The sequence below is a fragment of the Acidobacteriota bacterium genome (assembly GCA_003225175.1).
In the GTDB taxonomy this organism is placed as follows: Bacteria; Acidobacteriota; Terriglobia; order Terriglobales; family Acidobacteriaceae; genus Gp1-AA112.
In genome coordinates this window covers 105407-123913 of record QIBA01000037.1, presented here as the reverse complement: position 1 = coordinate 123913, position 18507 = coordinate 105407, and the positions used below count along the sequence as shown (strand labels likewise).

At 55.0% G+C, this 18507-nt stretch carries 17 protein-coding genes; 8 read left to right on the top strand and 9 right to left on the bottom strand.

Annotated features, from left to right (window positions below; genetic code table 11):
* Positions 1–6: 6 nt before the first annotated feature.
* The 3 genes from DMG62_07775 to DMG62_07765 form a co-directional block, all read right to left on the bottom strand.
* Positions 7–933, bottom strand: a complete 927-nt coding sequence (locus DMG62_07775; GenBank protein ID PYY23555.1) for a hypothetical protein — start codon at positions 931–933, stop codon at positions 7–9.
* A complete protein-coding gene (locus DMG62_07770; protein ID PYY23554.1) occupies positions 933–2828 on the bottom strand; it encodes a peptidase M1 in 1896 nt (631 codons plus the stop codon). The genes DMG62_07775 and DMG62_07770 overlap by 1 nt, the downstream gene beginning before the upstream one ends.
* A gap of 120 nt (positions 2829–2948) precedes the next feature.
* Positions 2949–3461 (bottom strand): DUF2062 domain-containing protein, encoded by a 513-nt coding sequence (locus tag DMG62_07765; protein ID PYY23553.1) that lies wholly within the window; start codon positions 3459–3461, stop codon positions 2949–2951.
* Between the two features lie 474 nt (positions 3462–3935).
* Here DMG62_07765 and DMG62_07760 point away from each other — a divergent pair, with 474 nt between their 5' ends.
* The gene (locus DMG62_07760) at positions 3936–4148 is read left to right on the top strand and encodes a hypothetical protein (GenBank protein PYY23552.1); all 213 of its coding nucleotides are present in this window, start codon (positions 3936–3938) and stop codon (positions 4146–4148) included.
* Positions 4149–4322: 174 nt separating this feature from the next.
* On the opposite strand, the gene DMG62_07755 is transcribed toward DMG62_07760, so the two are convergent.
* From DMG62_07755 to DMG62_07740, 4 genes are all read right to left on the bottom strand, one after another.
* Positions 4323–5123, bottom strand: a complete 801-nt coding sequence (locus DMG62_07755) for a glutamate racemase (GenBank protein ID PYY23551.1) — start codon at positions 5121–5123, stop codon at positions 4323–4325.
* Complete coding sequence (locus DMG62_07750) at positions 5120–5710, bottom strand: hypothetical protein (protein PYY23550.1); 591 nt, start codon at positions 5708–5710, stop codon at positions 5120–5122. Before DMG62_07750 ends, DMG62_07755 begins: the two co-directional genes overlap by 4 nt.
* On the bottom strand, positions 5707–7137 hold the full coding sequence (locus tag DMG62_07745) for a hypothetical protein (protein ID PYY23549.1): 1431 nt from the start codon (positions 7135–7137) through the stop codon (positions 5707–5709). The genes DMG62_07750 and DMG62_07745 overlap by 4 nt, the downstream gene beginning before the upstream one ends.
* Positions 7138–7260: 123 nt before the next feature.
* Positions 7261–8568 (bottom strand): DUF1015 domain-containing protein, encoded by a 1308-nt coding sequence (locus tag DMG62_07740; GenBank protein PYY23548.1) that lies wholly within the window; start codon positions 8566–8568, stop codon positions 7261–7263.
* A 218-nt stretch (positions 8569–8786) separates the two neighbouring features.
* Here DMG62_07740 and DMG62_07735 point away from each other — a divergent pair, with 218 nt between their 5' ends.
* The 4 genes from DMG62_07735 to DMG62_07720 all read left to right on the top strand — a co-directional run bounded on the left by DMG62_07735 (position 8787) and on the right by DMG62_07720 (position 13489).
* Complete coding sequence (locus DMG62_07735) at positions 8787–9893, top strand: VWA domain-containing protein (protein ID PYY23547.1); 1107 nt, start codon at positions 8787–8789, stop codon at positions 9891–9893.
* Positions 9877–11049, top strand: coding sequence for a VWA domain-containing protein (locus DMG62_07730; GenBank protein PYY23546.1), 1173 nt, complete (start codon positions 9877–9879; stop codon positions 11047–11049). Before DMG62_07735 ends, DMG62_07730 begins: the two co-directional genes overlap by 17 nt.
* A gap of 40 nt (positions 11050–11089) precedes the next feature.
* Positions 11090–12037 carry a cysteine synthase A gene (gene cysK, locus DMG62_07725; GenBank protein ID PYY23545.1) on the top strand — a complete coding sequence of 316 codons (948 nt, stop codon included), beginning with the start codon at positions 11090–11092 and terminating at the stop codon, positions 12035–12037.
* Positions 12038–12325: 288 nt separating this feature from the next.
* Positions 12326–13489, top strand: coding sequence for a cystathionine gamma-synthase (locus tag DMG62_07720; protein ID PYY23544.1), 1164 nt, complete (start codon positions 12326–12328; stop codon positions 13487–13489).
* A 70-nt stretch (positions 13490–13559) separates the two neighbouring features.
* Here the strand turns inward: DMG62_07720 and DMG62_07715 are convergent, their stop codons facing one another.
* A complete protein-coding gene (locus DMG62_07715; protein ID PYY23543.1) occupies positions 13560–13898 on the bottom strand; it encodes a hypothetical protein in 339 nt (112 codons plus the stop codon).
* A 462-nt stretch (positions 13899–14360) separates the two neighbouring features.
* Here DMG62_07715 and DMG62_07710 point away from each other — a divergent pair, with 462 nt between their 5' ends.
* Positions 14361–15767 carry a dicarboxylate/amino acid:cation symporter gene (locus tag DMG62_07710; GenBank protein ID PYY23542.1) on the top strand — a complete coding sequence of 469 codons (1407 nt, stop codon included), beginning with the start codon at positions 14361–14363 and terminating at the stop codon, positions 15765–15767.
* A 55-nt stretch (positions 15768–15822) separates the two neighbouring features.
* Here DMG62_07710 and DMG62_07705 read toward each other — a convergent pair whose 3' ends face one another.
* Positions 15823–16689, bottom strand: a complete 867-nt coding sequence (locus DMG62_07705) for a hypothetical protein (protein ID PYY23541.1) — start codon at positions 16687–16689, stop codon at positions 15823–15825.
* Positions 16690–17062: 373 nt separating this feature from the next.
* Here DMG62_07705 and DMG62_07700 point away from each other — a divergent pair, with 373 nt between their 5' ends.
* Together DMG62_07700 and DMG62_07695 are read left to right on the top strand one after the other, a co-directional pair.
* Entirely contained in the window at positions 17063–17506 is a 444-nt protein-coding gene (locus tag DMG62_07700) for a division/cell wall cluster transcriptional repressor MraZ (GenBank protein PYY23540.1), read from the top strand.
* Positions 17507–17508: 2 nt separating this feature from the next.
* Positions 17509–18450 (top strand): 16S rRNA (cytosine(1402)-N(4))-methyltransferase, encoded by a 942-nt coding sequence (locus DMG62_07695; GenBank protein ID PYY23539.1) that lies wholly within the window; start codon positions 17509–17511, stop codon positions 18448–18450.
* Positions 18451–18507: the final 57 nt, after the last annotated feature.

The window sequence follows — 18507 nt, the reverse complement described above, 5'->3', positions numbered from 1 at the left end:
GCCGCACTATTGCGAGAGAGGAGCCTCAGGCACCGCTGATTCTGGCGGAAGTTCTTGGAGTAATCGCGACTCAATGGTAATCGCGACCTGACGCTTGCGTTGGTGCCAATCTGCAGCAAGAGCACGCTGCCACCATCGCAGTGCCAGAAGCCAGGCGAGAGTCGACTGCAGGATCAAGAAGCTTACGACCGCCTGCGATGCAGGAGCCGCTGTCCACCAAAGGAACACACCCAAGGCAGCTCCTAGAAACATCAACACCGCAAGCAATACATAGGACGCGAACAGTCCGATCGCGCCTCGCATCGACCTGAACCCGTACGCCACACTCGACCGCACGCGCGGCGCTCCTGTACTGACAAGCTGTGCCTGTGCAACATCGAACCACATACGTATCCAGAGAAGTGCGAGAGCTTCGATCAACAGCACCGCACTTTGGACTATGAAGGCTCTGCTTCCTTCCGCCTTCAGCGCAGCCTGCAAAGCTGCTCGGAATGCATAAAACACGCCGGCTACGAGCGCCGTAATCACCGCAATGAGAACCGCAATGCGAACCATCTTCCAGAAGTTCTCCCCGCAGGCAGCGTAAAACCGACCGCGATCGATGGGCTCCGCCGCGAGATATTGCGTGATGATTCCGCCGGTAAGAAACAGCTGAAGAACCACGAAGATTCCAGAGAACACCAGCCCTAAAGGAGCCTGCGACGCCGGGGCTATCTCGGGCTTGTTGATGAGCTCAAGGAATGTGCCAAGATCGAAGCCACGCAGCAATTGTTCCGAAATGAGACTAGGGCCAGTAACAGCTCCAATCCGGGACGACAGTCCAAACGCGGCAAACCAGCCAAGTACAAGATTCGCGACGAAGAGAACAACGATGTGCCGTCGCGCTCTGAGCAACCGCTGTCCGCCATCAACCACGAGCGTTCCACTGACCATCACGCCAGCCACCCGAGTACCTGTGCCATCACCTGCCAGAAGGTCATCCAATAATTGCTCAGCTTGCGACGCGCGCTTCCGTCGGGATGAGCAAGGCGGCTGTTGTTGAAGAAATCCACATCCAGCCAGACTTTGTGTTCGGGATCGATCTCTGCGGAAACCAATTTGGCTTTCTTGTCGTAGCTGAATCGTGTCCAGCGATCTTTGCCGTCCCAGTGTTCGCGTAGATGTGAGCCGTCGTCGAATTTGATCTCCACTTCGACTGGAAACACGAACTCTCCTTTGCGGTGGACCATGACCTCGCTGTGATAGTCCCTGCTGCTGTCACCATTCTCTTCGTACCATTTGCCGGGCCAGGACTCGGCGCTTGAAATTTCGTAATCCAGGACCTCAGTGCCATAGATGGCCTGTTTGAAATACCAATCCAGATCTCGTCCAGAGACCTCTTCGATGGTCCTCAGAAAATCCGGTCCGCTTGGATGCGTGAAGCGATAGCGTTGGAACCACGTGCGCAGCGCACGCTGCAGCGTGTCCTCGCCAATCAGGCTTTCAAGCGTCAGCAGAGCGCAATCGGTCTTTCCATAAGTGATCTGGCCGTATGAACGGTCACTGGCAAACTGATAGGCATAGCGCGCGATTGGATCGAACGTCGGATTTCGCTCATAAGAAAAATGTTGTTCCTCGGCATCGCCCCAGGTGATCCGCTTTCCGTTTACGAGGCTGCGATCCGCGCCGTACAAAGCATTCATGACCTTGCTTTCGGTGTAGGTGTTGATGCCTTCATCGAGCCATGCTTCTTCGAACTCGTTTGTGGCCACCATGGCGTACCAGTATTGGTGTCCGAACTCGTGCACCACTACTACTTCAGGTACCAGAAAGCTTTTGGGAATAAACCACTCGGTGTCTGCCGTGATGAGTGTCGGATATTCCATGCCACCGGCGCGGAAGGTCGCTGGATCAACGATCGTGAGCTGTTGGTATGGATATGGGCCATACCATCTGTCGAATAGCTCCATGGTGCGCTTGGCAATCGCGTTGTACCGTGAACCTTGCTTGGCATTTTCAGGCTGCATCAGCGTGCGAATATGGACCGGGCCTGCGCTCCCAGTGAATGTATCTTCGAATACCTTGTATCGCGCATCCGCGGTCCAGGCGAAATCGTGAACATCTTCTGCATGGAAGCGCAGCTTTTTCGTGCCGTTCGGATTGTTCGCGCTCGAGGTTTGTAGCCCCGTAGCACCGACGATCTGATCCTGTGGCAGCGTCAGCTTTACGTCGAACACTCCAAAGTCAGCGAAGAACTCGGTCGTATCGTGAAACTGGTGGCAGTTCCACGCGCCATGCCACCAGACGCCAATTTTGGGAAACCACTGCGCACCCATGGTGAAGGTCCCTTTGTAGCCGGTTCGAGCTACCACTTCGGGAAACTTGTCATGGAATTGGGTGCGGAACTCGACCGATTCTCCCGGAGCAATAGGTCGTGAAAGCTGGACCTGCATCACGGTTCGATCGTTGGGATTGCGATCATCGGGCGAAACGAATTGCAGCCGCGAAGTCAGATCCCCTTGTCCAACGACTTCGAACTTCCTGATGTCAATCGCGCCCTGGTAACTCGATTTCCATTCCTCATCGGGGAAATCACGGTGCGCCTCCCGGCTGAAGGTAGAGTTCGCCTGAAAGCCGTTCAAGTAGAGGTGAAAGGGAAAGATCGACAACGGCTGACCGGTGAGGTTCTTATAAGTCAGGATCTCAGTTGCATCGAGCGTGTGCGACTTCGGATCATAGTTTGCATCGATGTCGTAATGCACGATCCGATTCGACAGAGGTCGATTGCGTTGAGTGGTCTGCGCAACACAAGTATGAAACAGGAGCAGCAGCAAAATTGCCGATTTCATAGAACGTGGACATTCTACTCAGAAGCTCCAAACTGATGACGATCGGACCGATCGGCTCAGCTCGCCTTAACGCGAACGACGGGACGGGGAGGCTTCGTTGGTTCTGCTCGGCCGCGCTCCCTACGCTTGCGCGCCCGGCCGGGACGACTCCTCCTGCTTCATAACAGCTTCGCTGACAGCAGCGAGGTTTCGCAACACGGGAGCAAGCACGAGATATAGGATCCAGATCGCAAATGGGCCCACCAGGCACCACGCGATGAGTGCATGCCAGTCGCAGATCCAATATGTCTTTGCGGCTGCCCAGGCGCTGCGCTTGAATGATTCAAACAGAATGGTCAAGGACAAGGGCACATGTGGCGCGCCGAGAAGCGCTTCCCCGAGGCGAATGAATGGGATCAACAACGCGAGTTGCAGAGGATAGACGAAGTAGTTCACCAGCTGTATCGCCGGCAGGTTCAGACGAAACAGGATTGCGGCCAAGGTGCAGAGAATCGTGGTGCTGCCTAGGAGAGGAAACACTCCAAGGCAAATGCCGATGGCAAGACTCAGCGCGATCTTCTCTGGCGTGATTCCCTGTCGGAGGAGATTGATAACCGGCAAAACCAGTTTGCGATGGAAAAAGCTATTCTTCATCCGCGGCGGGCGACCATATTCGTAAGAGTTTCATCCGATTCAGCCAAAGCAAATGGGGGCAATACATAGAAGGATAGCGCTAGATTCCCAATCTCATAATCACTAGAAACCATGAGACCTGCACCTCATAGATATCTCTTTTAGCAGAGCATACGAAGAATCTGATGAATCCAAAGTACGCGCCCCAAAGATTTTTATCGGTTCAAAGGAGGGTGTCGACGCGAATCAGGAAGTCCAAAAACAAATGACTTGCATCCACTGCTACAGATAATTGTCACGATGAATATGACGATTGATTCGAAGAACAGCATGAGAAGAGTTCGTATCGATGGCTTTAAAGCACGGAGAACGTAGCTTGCTGGTCTCCGCGAAGGCGATTGGGTCCGGTGGCGTATGATGGCGTTAGTGATTGCCGCCTGTTTGCCTTAATCCCTAGTACACTCCGAAGCACTCCCCCACGAAACGCGGCCCCGCATGCAGTGTGAGGTCGAACAACTGAGCGCGCTTGAGAACTGCGCTAACGATGCGTCGTACGCCATTACGATCAGTTACCTCGGACGCCCGGCGCTTGCACTACACCTCTGCAAAGTTCACATTCTCGATACCTGGCACCTCGCGCAGCACGGTTCCGTTCCGGTTTACGGCAATGATGGCCACGTAAAGAGTGTTGCAGTGAAAAGGCTGTGAAGAAGAGCGGCGCTCAGCACTCGGCATTCAGCGTTCGGCCTTGAGACCTATGGTTGTTATAAAAGTATTATTTTCCTGGTTGTTCCGAGCATTACTTTTCGGGACAAGAGCTTCCTTCAGTTGCCCACCCCGTTAGCTGGCCGAACGCTGAACGCCGAGCGCCGAACGCTTGTTTCACTCCGCCAACGTGATCAGCTCAACATGGTCGATTGATCGTCCAAGAAACCTGCTGCCCAATTGCCGGAACTTCTCCACAGAATCTGTCGCGAAGAATCGCACGTGAGGTTTGCTGGAACTCGAGCTCCGACTGGAGAGAGACTTCGCTGCATCGTGAGCTGTAGATTGCGCTGAGTCCACCAGATGCACATCGCTTGGCAGTACTCGGCGAAGCAGCGGCTTGAGCAGTGGATAATGGGTACATCCTAGTACAAGGACGTCTGCATGGTTTCCGGTAGAGCGGCGTTGTTCACAGGCCAATTCTTCCAAATAGATTCTCGCCACCTGTTCCGTAACCGGATGATCGGTCCAGCCTTCCTCAACTAACGGCACGAGCAGAGGGCACGCCTTTTCGACCGCTTGAATGCTCAGCTTCTGCAGCTCCTTCTTGTAAGCGTGACTGGCCACGGTCGCGGCAGTGCCAATCACGGAGACATTCTTACTTTGCGTGATCTGCGAAGCAGCGCGCGCTCCTGGTTCGATCACGCCTAGAACCTCCACCGAAACGGCCGCGCGAATCTCACGCATGGCCAAAGCGCTGGCGGTATTACAGGCGATGACCAGATACTCAGCGCCGTGCTCTACGAGAAATTGCACGCTGGAGACCGCGTAGCGCGCGACCGTAGCTGCGGACTTCGAGCCGTAGGGCAAACGCGCTGTATCGCCCAGGTACAGGTAATCCGCTTGCGGAATTGCATTGAGCAATTCGCGTAACACCGTGAGGCCGCCGACTCCAGAGTCGAAGACACCGATCTTCATTGCAGTTGCGCGACTACCTTGTGTATTGCCGCCGTGCTGTAAGTGCTTTTGATATCCGCGTGGCCGGCGAGTGTCTCGCGCTCTTTGCCGTTGATGAGGATCTTCACCTGTTCCACTTGGGGAAGGTTGGTTGCCAGGGTGTCGATGAGCGACATGAGGGTGAAGTCTTCAACCATCACGCCTGAACGATGACCTTCTGCAAGCGCCTGGTTCAGGTCGATGACAGCGAGTTTCTTATTCACCATGAATACGCTGTTTACCCCTGAGCCGTCTGCTAATTCGTGTGGAGAAGGCTTACTGAGGTAATAACCGATCAGGGTCTCGAGCACACTCTTTGCGCGAGCGCTCGGTTCTGCAGGAACAACTGCGGAAACGTCCCGCGTCCGAAAGACGCCATCTTCGTCGTATGCGATCGTGAGCTTCACGATCTCGTTTGCGCCCGCCACCGGAGCCGTCATCGGACGCTGATCTGCACCGCGTCGCAGGCCCTCTTGCGTTCCAAGATGCAGCGCCAGGATGTAGATTCCGCTGCCGAAGATAGCGGCCAGCAGCAGCACCAGCGTGATCTGAACGTTGCGCGGGATCACTGTCCGCCTCCGAGGTTGGGCTTGCGCTGCGCTATCGCCTCAGCGAGAGCGTCGGCAACCTGATCCTCAGGGATCTTTATTCCTTTTGCGTCGACCGGCACCTCGACGGCAATCGCCGGTGCGGCGATCGAATGCAGAGGCTGAAGGAACGCAGGCTGAACCTGCACGCTCAGCTTGCGTTTGTTGATTGCACTTGCGGCGGCAGAAGCAAGAGAACTGCTCTCAGAGGAGAAGGCGCCCTGAGCGGATTGCCATAGCAGAAATGAATTTCGCTCAGATGCCGTTCCGGAGGATGCAGGAAGCGCCGCCGTATAGAGGCGTAGGGAATCTCCGGGCTCTGCGTGCAGACTAATGAACGCGGCGGGGTGAGCCAGGTTCGCGGCTACAACACGCTGGTCGAGCGTGAGATCCGCGTCCGAATCGCGCAGCATGCTGACTGCAATGTGCCGCGCTTGCAGCTCCTGACGCAGCTTTCGCGCTAAGGAAAGTGTTATCTCCTTCTCCGGCAGACTCGGAGTGATGCGAGCTCCTGTGTCGGTGCCGCCGTGTCCGGGATCGATCACGACCACAAAAGCCGGTATCTGCGGACGTCGCACGGGAGCTGGCACGGCGCCCGGGAGGGCGGGCTCACTCTGAATTGGGACTTGAACCGGCGGTTCCAGCTGTGACTGTGGCGGCGCAGCCGGAGGAGTCGAGGCTGTAGCCGCCGGAGCCGCCGGAGGCGCAGGAGCTGCGCTGATCAAGATCGTTCTACCGTTGTCGGCGAACTTCGCCAGTAAAGGCGCGCTGCCGTTGATCGTCAGTGTCGCCGTGCCATTCTTTTCCTCGTAGGCGGAGGAGCTGAAGAGCTTGTCATCGAGGCTTTGATATTCCGTAAATGAGACAACCGGATCACGCGTGAAAGACAGAATCAGCGCGTTTCCCTCGGAGTGTATGTTCGGGTTTATGGTTTCGGCGAAGTGCAAGGCGAGCGTGCTGGGTTCGCCTTTTCGGAGTTCTGAAGAAATCGCTGACGCCGTTCCTCCCAGAAACAGTCGTCGCGCGGCCTCGTGAAAGGTTACGTCGGTTCCTAATAAGGGAATTAGGATCGTGCCGATGCCGTGCATGGGCACCAGCAAGCGTCGATTTTCGCTTCGCGCCGGGCCAGCGAGGTTCGTCAGGTGACCGCGAATCCTGGCCACAGTGCTGCCTTCCTCGAATTCCACTTCAGCAAACTTGCCTGCAGTTTTGGGATCGGGCATGCGAAGCCGCCATCGCTTGCCTTCCACCGTCAATTGCGGCGCGGCCAAAGGCTCTACCAGCTCCAGTAGGCCGATATATTGCCGGCCGTCGAGAGTCATTATGGGAATGCTGTAGCGCGCCTGCGGTGCGTAAACGGAGAGCTTTTCCGGCTCCGCCGCCGAGAGAGGAAGCAGAAAGCAGAGCAATAGGCAATAAATGATAGGCAATATTCCACAATTCCTCACGCGACGTGTCTCGCATGAGCCGTGGCCGAGCAGATTTGGAGGCTGAACATCACCTGGCTTTTGCCGATTGCCTATTGCCCCAGTTCAACACCCGTTGTCGAGTGAATAAATCGTCAGTCCGCTGAGAAGTTTGGGATAAAAGTCAGTCGATTTCTGCGGCAAAACCTCGCCTGCAAAAGCGATTTCGCGTACCTGCTCGATCGAAACTGGACTCATAAGGAATGCGACATTCACCTCTGGATCGGACTTCACAGCGCGGAATGTCTCCTCAGCGCCGCGCAAATAACGAATGTGCTGCTGATTTGTCACTTGTTCATGGGAGATTCCCAGTGTGTTTTCGAGCAGAAGCGAATGCAGGTTCACGACGTCGAGCTTGCGCTGCCGGGCAGAAAACTCGCCCGGAATTTGCGCCTCGCTGCCTACCCTTGCAGCGAGAAGAAAACTTCCTTGTTTGGTCGCCGCAACAAATGAGACAGCGTTCTTGCCCGATTGTGCCAGCAAGCTTGCTGCTTTTGCGGCATCGAGTGCACCCAGTTCGCGCACGTCGTATAGCTCTTTTGCCTTTTTCACAAAGCTTGGAACATCAAAATTGGGCAATCCGAAGACCACGCGATGGGTAGGTAAGATCACTAATCCCGGCGAATCCATGTTCACAAACGCCATCATCACGCGATTTGCGTTGTCTTTCAGGCACTGATTTGACGCGTTTGCCGCTTCCTTGCGGAAATTCAAGGCCGTTTCGTAGCGATGATGACCGTCCGCAATGATCAATTTCCGGTCCGCCATCTCGGTTTTGACGATGTTCAAAGTGGCAGGATCGCTGATTCTGCGCAACCGGTGAAGCACTTTGTACTCGTCCGTAACCTCTTGCCACTCGTGATTTCCATCCTCAAAAAATAGCGAATCGATGGTCTGAGCCGGGTCGCTGTAGAGCATAAAGATCTGCCCAAAGTGCGCATGCGTGGCTCGCAGCAGGTTCAAGCGATCGCTTTTGGGCTTCGCTAACGTTTGTTCGTGGCGAAATACGACCTTTTCTGAGTAGTCATAGAGTGTTCCTGCGGCGATAAAACTCCTTCTTTCGACGCTCTCAGAGCTTCCGGGCACTACAAATCGCTGCGAATACGCGTAAATTGAGGGCGGATCTTGGGAAAAAATACCGGCTTTTCGCCAGTTTTTGAGGCATTCAGCGGCATCTGTATAGCGGTTCTTGTGCTCTGTTTCGTTGCCTTCAGGTCGTCCCAGGATGATTCTCACCAGGTTATAAGGGCTGGCTTTGTAGTAGCCGTCCTGCATTTGCGGAGTGATTTTGTCGTAAGGCTGGGTGACTACGTCGCCTAGGCGCACCTTTTCTGGGCTGTAACGGAGCGCAGGAAAAGCTGAAATCTGGGCCATCTCTCGGGTCGGTTGACCCTAAAACTCCTCACTCGTCAATTATGACAGTTGAATTTTATCAGTACGGCGAAAACAATCAGGCGAACTTCGGCGCGTGGATGACAGGTAACCATCTACGGAGAGAAGCACATCTTAAGTAATGAGAATTGCTCACTAACCCGAAGACAATTTGGCTTCGGGCCTATGGTACTATTCGCCTAAATATAGGGGTTGACCTTATGCCCGGGACCAGCGGGCCATCAGTTTCTGTTTCCCTGATCGGCAAGCGTTCGACCAATTGGCAGGCGCCTTCTGCCGCCGCGTCAACCTATAAAACCCTGCTGCATTTCACTTTTCTCGCACTACTTCTAGTTTTCGCGGCTGTAGCGTTTGCCCAAGGCACCGGCGATATCACGGATGTTCACATCGCTCCTCGCGCAAAGGCAGAGCCTGCGAGCGCAGTCGCAAGTCCAGATGTCGGTACACCCTCGATTGGTCTAAAGACGACGGATCGCCGTATCAAGGTCGATGTAAATCTTGTGCTTGTGCCCGTTACCGTCACGGATCCAATGAATCGTCTTGTAACGGGTCTTGAACGCGAGAACTTTCTGCTATCAGAAGGCAGTCAAGGACAGCAGATTCGCTCATTCTCCAGCGAAGACGCGCCTCTTTCTCTTGGGGTGATCTTCGATCTAAGCGGCAGCATGAGCAACAAGATCGAAAAGAGCAAGCAGGCTGTCGTGGAGTTCTTCAAGACCGCGAACCCCGAAGACGAATTCTTCATGATCGGCTTCTCGGATAAACCTGAACTTTTGGTGGATTTCACTAATTCGATCGAAGATATTCAGAGCCAGCTCGTGTTTGCAAATGCAAAGGGAAGAACGGCCCTTCTCGACGCGATCTACATGGGTATGAAGAAGATGAAGTCAGCGCATCACGAGAAGAAAGCGCTGCTCATCATCTCTGATGGCGGTGACAACCGCAGCCGATATACTGACAGCGAGATCAAGTCGTTGGTCAAAGAGGCCGATGTGGAGGTCTATGCCATCGGGTTATTTGACAACGGCGCTGCCACCCCGGAAGAGCGCTATGGGCCTTATCTTCTCAATGAAATAGCCGACGTCACCGGCGGACGCATGTTCCGCGTGGACGATGTGAATGAGCTGGCCGATGTTGCGACAAAGATTGGAGTAGAGCTGCGCAACCAATATGTGCTTGGTTACCGTCCAACCAATGCAGCTCACGATGGCAAGTGGCGCAAAATTAAAGTTAAGCTGAATGCACCGAAGGGTCTGCCGCCGCTCACCGTCCATGCTAAAACTGGATATTATGCCTCTACGGAATAAGCTGCCCTACGCGACAGCCCTGTTCCTGCTGGTTCTCTCTGCATCGCTGGCGATCCCGCAGCAGAGCCGGCCGGCTCAGCCTTCTGCCGCGCAGAATCAGGCTGCGCACCCTCAATCCAGTGCACCGAGTGGTGTGCACCGCGAGGGCACAGATAGCATCCTCGTCGATGCTGCGGGTATTCCGCTGGAAGACCAGTCCGGAAAGTCAATTTCTCAGGAAGCTGCGCTTGCTCCAGTGAATCCCTCCGTTGGATCCGAGACCGTAAATATCCCCAACCAGAAGAGTGGAGAAGTCACTAAAACAAAGAATGGTGGATTCCTCATTGGCGTTCAGGTGCAGGAAGTGGTGCTTCACGCGACAGTCGTTGATCAGCGCGCGCGTTTAGTAACGAACCTGAACAAGAACGATTTCACCGTGTATGAGGACGGCCAACCTCAGCAGATCACGCGTTTTACTCGCGAAGATATTCCCGTCTCACTCGGAATCCTCATCGACAACTCCGGCTCGATGCGGGACAAGCGCCAAGCGGTTAATACCGCTGCGCTGGATCTCGTAAAAGGCAGCAATCCCGAAGATGAAGTTTTCATCGTGAATTTCAGTGATGAAGCCATCATCGACACTGACCTGACAAGTGACGTTGCAAAGATGCAGGAAGGCCTGCAGCAAGTGGATTCCCGAGGTGGAACTGCACTTTACGATGCGGTTGTTGCCTCCGCCGATTACCTCGCGAAGAAGGGACGTCGTGAAAAGAAGGTTCTGCTCGTAGTCACCGACGGTGAAGACAACGCGAGCACAGATACGCTCGAACAAGCCGTACGCCGGGTACAGGATGACAGCGGACCCGTGGTTTACACCATCGGAATTCTAGGCGGTGAGCGTGAGAAACGCGCGAGACGCGCACTCGATTCGCTGGCGCAGCATACTGGTGGCGTCTCCTTCTTTCCCAAAGATCTCGGCGAAGTCGACCAGATCGCGCGCGCTGTCGCCCGCGATATCCGCAATCAATATTCCATCTACTACCGTCCAACCCGTCCTCAAGAGCAGGGAGGATTCCGCCAGGTGAAGGTCGATGCCCATGCTCCCGGTTACGGTCGCCTGCAAGTTCGCACGCGCAGTGGCTACTACGCCGGACAGCAGACACGGGCTTCGAAGTAGGACCCGTTCACAACTCTCGGTTGCGCTAAGATGAAACCAGATGAGCACAACTGAGGCCGTCCACCTGCGTGTAGCGGAAAATATCACTGAGCTCGTCGGCGAAACGCCCATGTTGCATTTGCGGCGAATGGCCCCGCCCGGCGGCGCCGATATCTACGCGAAACTCGAATACCTGAACCCCGGTGGCAGTGTGAAAGATCGTGCCGCCATCGGCATGATCTCGCGCGCCGAACGTGAAGGCAGGTTGCGCCCAGGTAGCACGATCATCGAAGCCACGGCGGGAAACACTGGCATTGGGCTTGCCCTCATCGGTGTGAACAAGGGATATCGAGTTATCGTCTGCGTTCCCGAGCGATTCTCAGAAGAAAAGATGAAAGTGATGGCGGCGCTTGGGGCCGAAGTGATTCGCACGCCGGACGCGGCAGGCATGCAAGGAGCCATCGCCACGGCGCGCGAGATCGCCGCAAAGATCCCGGACTCGTTCATCGCTCTGCAGTTTGAAAACGAGGCTAATCCTGCGTTCCATTATGAAACCACCGCGCTGGAGATTTATGAGCAGATGCAGGGCCAGATCGACGCAGTCGTGATCGGGGTCGGCACTGGAGGAACGTTTTCCGGTGTCTCACGCTTCATGAAGCAGAAAAATTCCAGGATTCAGACTGTCGCTGTCGAGACGCAGGGGTCGATCCTGCAAGGTAATCCCCCCGGTCCGCATAAAGTAGAAGGCATCGGCGTGAGCTTCATTCCTAAGACCTTCGACCGTAAGGTCTGCGACGCCATCATCATGGTCTGCGATGATGATGCCTTCGCGACGGTACGCGACCTCGCGAGCAAGGAAGGTGTTTTGGGCGGTTCGAGCTCAGGAGCAAACGTCTTTGCAGCCATGCAGATCGCTAAGCAGCTCGGCAAGGGCAAGCGCGTGGTGACCGTAATCCCCGACGCCGCAGAGCGATACCTCTCGAAGAACATCTTCGATGGCGGAATTTGAACACTGAGGACACAGAGGAAACAGAGGGAAGGTCAACGGCTCGAACACAGATTGAACGGATACGATGGATCGGACAGATGAAACATGAATCTGTGTTTCGTCGGTTGATGACCGCTGCGGTTTTGCAGTGGAATCACTGCAATCCGCCGATCAATTGATTACGAAACCGCCCAGATCTGGATCTGTAAATCGTTAGATCCTTTGAATTCGTGTTCGTCCCGTTGAGTTTCCTCTGAGACTTCCATGTGCTCCGTGTTCGTTCATTCTTGCCTGCTATTCTGAAACCCGATGAGCAAAAACCAGAATCCCAACCGCGGTTTCGCTACCCGCGCCATCCACGTTGGACAAGAACCCGATCCTTCCACTGGCGCTGTCACGGTTCCAATCTTCGCTACTTCTACTTATGTTCAAGAAGAGATCGGCAAGAACAAAGGATACGAATACGCGCGCGTGTCCAATCCGACGCGCACGCGGCTGGAAGAAAACCTGGCAGCGCTCGAACGGGGAACTTCTGCGCACGTCTTCGCCAGCGGGATGGCGGCGATCACCGCAATGCTTACGATGATGAAGACGGGTGACCACATCGTTTGTGGTTCAAATGTCTATGGCGGCGTGCCGCGGCTCTTCAATCAGGTATTGGCTAATTATGGCCTCGAGTTCACCTATGTGGATACGTCCAACACGAAGGCTGTTGAAAAGGCGATTCGGCGCAACACCAAACTTGTACACATCGAGACTCCTACAAATCCTCTGATGACCGTTACCGACATCGCAGCGGTTGCGAACATCGCGCATGCTCATGGCGCCGAACTGTCAGTGGATAATACGTTCATGTCGCCCTACTTCCAGAAGCCAATCGCGCTGGGCGCAGATATCGTGATGCACTCCACCACGAAGTTCCTCAATGGACACAGCGATGGACTTGGTGGTGTGCTCGTCTGCACGAAACCAAAACACAGAGAGACATTTGCGTTTGTTCAAAAGTGTACTGGAGGGATTCTTTCTCCCTTCGAGTGCTGGCTGGTGTTGCGCGGCGTGAAGACGCTTGCTGTGCGGATGGACCAGCACGATCGCAGCGGCAGGGAAGTGGCTGGGTTCCTGAATCGGCACAAGAAGGTGAAGAAAGTTTTCTATCCTGGACTGCCAGATCATCCGCAGCACGAGCTGGCCAAGAAGCAGATGACAGGCTTCGGGGCTATGATCACTTTTGAGACCGGCTCATTTCAGAACGCGCAGAATATGCTGCGTAAGGTGCGCGTCTGCTCGCTGGGCGAATCGCTGGGTGGAGTGGAGACACTGATCTCGCATCCCGCGACGATGACTCACGCAGCTCTGGGCGAAAAAGGACGTGCGGAGATCGGTCTTTCAGATGGTATGGTGCGCATTTCAGTTGGAATCGAGGATGTCGAAGACATCGTGGCTGATCTAGATCAGGCGTTGAACGCGATCTGAGCTCGAATGTGAGGAGGGTTAAATGACAGGGGCCTCCGCAAGCGGAGGCCTTTGGTTGTTGTGGTGAAAGTTATCCGTGCTTGTGCTTATTGTGCTTGTCCTTATAAATCTCTTTCGACATGTGGTTCTGCTGCCGGTTGAGTTTTGCGCGGTCTGCGGCCGTTAGCTTGCCACCGTTCTCTTTGCGCATCTCACGCTCTTCTTTCTTGAGAGCATGCTCTCGTTTTTCGAGATGTTTCGCTTCGCTCTTGGTGAGCTCGCCGCTCTTTACGCCTTGGCGAATGCGGGCCTGTTGATCGTGCTTACGTTGCTGGATGGTAAGTGGTTTCTTGGTTGTGGACGGGGTGTCACCAAATGCTGTGGCGGTGAGCAGTCCTGTGATTGCAATCGCAATGAGCTTGTTTTTCATGGAATTTATCGCCTCTTCCTCTCCTCTCGGTTTGCCCGAGTGGCGCTTCTTTCCCGGGTTCTGACAGGCTAGTTATGCCAGAGTCATGGCTGGTTCGGTGGGTCCGACTCAGAAGAGGCAATTACCAAGGTGCATGTAGCAGGCAGCACGAAAGGAAGCTTCTAGCTCCTGAGCGGCTAAGCTGCTGAGCATTAGAGCAAAACGAAAATCAGAACCTCGCATCCACAGATCTAACGCATGGACGGATTCGGGAAGGGATTTCTGAAGTCGCTCTCCGCGAACACCGTTTAGCGGCGGAGTGATTGTCGTCCGGCGTGCCTTAACGTGAGGATGGTTTGTCCCGCGATTTAGTCCCGCTCCTTTGTTTCGGGATGCGTTTCTTGCATCTAGCAGTTGTTGTTTAGCTTACAAGCACAGAAGCTATCAGCTTAGAAGCTTCTCCGCGTGATACCTTTCACCTCGATGTCCACCGCTAAGAAAGGCCTCTTTAACCAACGCATCTGGCTTGCGACGGTGCTGGTTTTGACGGCCCTCGCTCTCATTTTTGTTCTGATATCGCATGCCCGCCCGTTACCGGAAGCATTGCTCCGCAGCACTCGCTGCGCGCTCGTTGGAGCACTGCTGATCTACGCGTCCCTGCGTCGGTCTCTCATGACTTGGATCTTTGCCTCCATGGTGATCGGCGGCATTTTTGGCCATGAGTTTCCTCGACAGGCAATCGCACTGCAGGTCATCACACAGATTTTTTTGCGATTGATTAAAGCCATCATTGCCCCACTGATTTTCAGCACGCTGGTCGTCGGCATCGCCGGGCACTCAGATCTCAAGCAGGTCGGACGCATGGGGCTGAAGGCACTCATCTACTTTGAGGTAATTACAACGCTGGCGCTCATAATCGGCCTGAGCGCAATCAACATCACCAAAGCCGGCGTGGGAGTTCGCGTTCCATCCGATCAAGTGGCAACTGTGACAGTTCCGCAGAAGCAAACGCCGAGCGATCTGATCCTGCACGTTTTTCCGGAGAATATCGCGAAGTCAGTGGCTGAAGGACAGGTGCTCCAAGTGGTCGTCTTCGCCCTGATATTTGGACTGGCTTTGGGAATGCTTCCCGAAATAAAACGCCGACCGCTGCTGACATTTTTTGAGAGCCTTTCCGAGACGATGTTTAAGTTCACGAACATCGTGATGTATCTGGCGGCTCCAGCGGTGGGGGCCGCGATTGCTTATACGATTGGACAACTCGGCGTCGGCGTGCTCTCGAATTTACTCAAACTTCTGAGCACGTTGTATTTGGCATTGATCGCATTCATTGTCTTCGTACTGCTGCCGGTGGCGCTGATTGCACGCGTTCCGCTGCGTCGTTTCTTGCATGCGGTTGCAGAGCCGGCGACCATCGCGTTTGCGACCAGCACGTCGGAGGCAGCACTCCCACGGGCGATGGAAGCAATGGAAGCGATCGGCGTACCTCGCCAGATCGTCGCCTTTGTGATTCCCACGGGTTATAGCTTCAACCTCGACGGCAGCACGCTTTATCTTTCTCTAGCGGCAATCTTCGTATCGCAAGCTGCCAATCATCCGCTCTCGCTGGCCGAGCAAATACTCCTGGTTGTGACGCTGATGCTAACGAGCAAGGGCGTTGCCGGTGTTCCACGCGCAAGCCTGGTGATCCTCATGGCAACGCTCAGCAGCTTCAACCTGCCAGTGTGGCCCGTATACATCATTCTCGGCATTGATGCGCTTATGGACATGGCCCGAACGTCGGTGAACGTCGTCGGCAATTGTCTGGCTAGCGTTGTAATCGCGAAATGGGAAGGCGAGTTTGGGAAAGAAATGCCGTCTGAGGTCGTGGTCGAGGCGCTGATAGAGTAGGTCAATACCTTGCGCGTTAGCGGAGGAGTGAAACGTCTTCAACACTGCTAAATATTCAAGCAGCCGCTACCGCGGACGGGTACTGCGTCGGATATGCCATCCGCACCAGCATTCGCTGAGCAAACGGTGAATACACGGCAAGCACGAATAGCGCGAAAGCAAACCCGAGTCCGATTTTGGGAACCATAAAGATCGCCATCGCTGACCAGACCTCATCGATCAGCAGCAAAAAGGGAAAAATTCTTCGAAACTTCTGCCCTAAGAACTGATAGTCGAAGACCAGGCCAGAACACAGGTAGAAGCGCAACGGCAACCCTAATGCAGACCAAACGATAATCAGCGAAGTGATTGTAAACGATTGGGTCGGCCCAAAACTGAAGCGAGCCAGCATCCTCACCCAGATAAGATAGTGAAGTGCGCTGACGTAAGAAACTAAATACGCGCCTTCGATAAGCAGCAAAAGTCCGCGAGCCGCCGGGCGTGGCGCTGTAGGTAGATCTCCGTCAGGTACCTTCGAGGCGGGCGGTGGGGACGGCAGAGGCGCAGTATGTTTGCCCTCTGTCTGGGACTCCGGAGCCGCTTCGGTCATTCCGGAATGGTTAATGGGCCCGATGAAACGGTAACCCCGCCGCGGCAGCGTTTCTATGAATCGTGGATTGTTCGCCGAATCGCCAAGCGCCTCGCGTACCTTGTTGACAGCAGTATTTAATCCATGCTCGAAGTCGACAAACGTATCTGCCGCCCACAAGCTCTGCCGCAACTCTTCGCGCGTGACCACCTCTCCCGCACGCTGCAGCAGCGCGGCCAGGACTTGAAAAGGTTTGTCCTGCAGCTTGAGACGGTGCCCCTGCCGCCGAAGTTCTCCGCTGCGCAGATCAGCTTCGTACTCTGCAAAACGAATAACGCTGGACCGCTGATACATTTTTGGGAGGATAGCACCCGGAACAGTGCGGGCGGCGGTAGCCGCCGAGTGCGTCAATGTTGGATGTAGGACTCTGTCGTTGCGGCTAGCGTCTGGGGACACTTGCCCAGCGGCTTACCGCCGCCCGCCCTGCCGAGCACCTCAAAAAAGCCATTGACATCCAACCACTTCGGCGTAGGATGTGGTCCAAAGTGGTTGAAAGTGGTCGAACCAGTAGAATTGATGGTCAAAGTGGTCGAGAGTGGCAGCGGATGCGAATGCGATTCATTAATCCGGCGAACCACAGAAAAATAACCTCTAAGACCCGATTCTTCGCTGCTTCAGCCTCCTTCGCGCTTCTGGCGATAGCCAGCCAAGGCCAGACGGTCAATCAATGTTTCGTGGCAATCACCCAACCCGCATGGACGAAAAGGGACGGCTCAAGGTGCCTGCCGAGTTCAAGCGCACTATCGACGAGAGCTATGGTGGCGGGCAATTTTACATCACCAGTCGCGATGGGAAGGTTGCCGAGATTTATCCCTTTGAGGAGTGGCAGCGGATCGAAGAGAAGCTGGCAAAGGTGTCGAACTTCAATCCAGCCAAGAAGAAGTTCCTGGATCGAGTGAATTACTACGGCCAAATGGTGGAGATCGATAACCAGGGAAGATTGCTGATTCCGCAGTTGCTGCGCGAGTCAGCGGACGTGAAAGGGGAAGTGCTGGTCTTCGGGAATCTGACTTACTTGGAAGTGCGGAACGCAGAACTCTTCCGCAAGCACCTCGAAGACAATCCGATCACGCCAGAGGATGAGAAGACGCTCGCTGATCTGGGCATCTAGCGGTGGAAGACAACAAGGCCTCCCAGGAGGCCGAACATGGCGAGGATAGTGGAAGGCAACGTCATGTTCCAGTTCTTTTAGAAGAAGCGATCCATTTTCTGAACGTGCGGCGCGGCGGCACCTATATCGACGCGACCCTCGGGCTTGGCGGCCACTCCTACGAACTCGCAAAGCGCCTCGGCCCACAGGGTCATTTGATTGGCTTCGATAAGGATCCGAAGGCGCTGGAGCTGGCGCGCAAGCGCCTCGGGGACCTCACAGCCGAACTTGGCGGCGAGGCTCCCGGAATCACGCTGATCAACCAATCGTATGCGGAAGTTGGGCAGCGAATCGCGGCGACAAGCGCAGACGGTCTGCTGGCCGACCTGGGAATCAGCTCCTTGCAGCTTTCCGACGCAGCACGCGGATTCAGTTTTCAGGCGGAAGGGCCGCTCGACATGCGCATGAACCCGCGCAGCGAACGTACCGCCGATCAAGTGGTAAACCACCTCGACGAGAGAACTCTCGCCGATGTGATTTACGAATTCGGTGAGGAAAGGAGGTCGCGGAGAATCGCCAGAGCCATTGTCCGGGCACGGCCGATACGATCCACAGCTCACTTAGCTCAGATTGTTGCGGCCGCGCTCCCGGCAATGAAACATAAGCGCATTCATCCAGCGACAACAACTTTCCAGGCAATCCGAATCTTCGTAAACCGCGAGCTTGAGGACCTGAGGAGTTTGCTTGAGACGGCTCCTCAGGTTCTCCTCCCTTCGACCGGGAGGCTGGTGGTGATTAGCTTTCATTCGCTGGAAGATCGCATGGTGAAAGATGCGATGCGCGAGGGAGCAAAGAACGGCGTCTATCGGCTGCTGACGAAAAAGCCGGTGACAGCTTCAGAAGCGGAAGTGGATCGCAACCCGCGAGCGCGCAGCGCGAAGTTGCGTGCCGCGGAGAAGGTTTAGAGGTTTAGGGAAGGGCATCGGCTTTAGCCGTGCCGCAAGTAATCCGAAATGAAACTT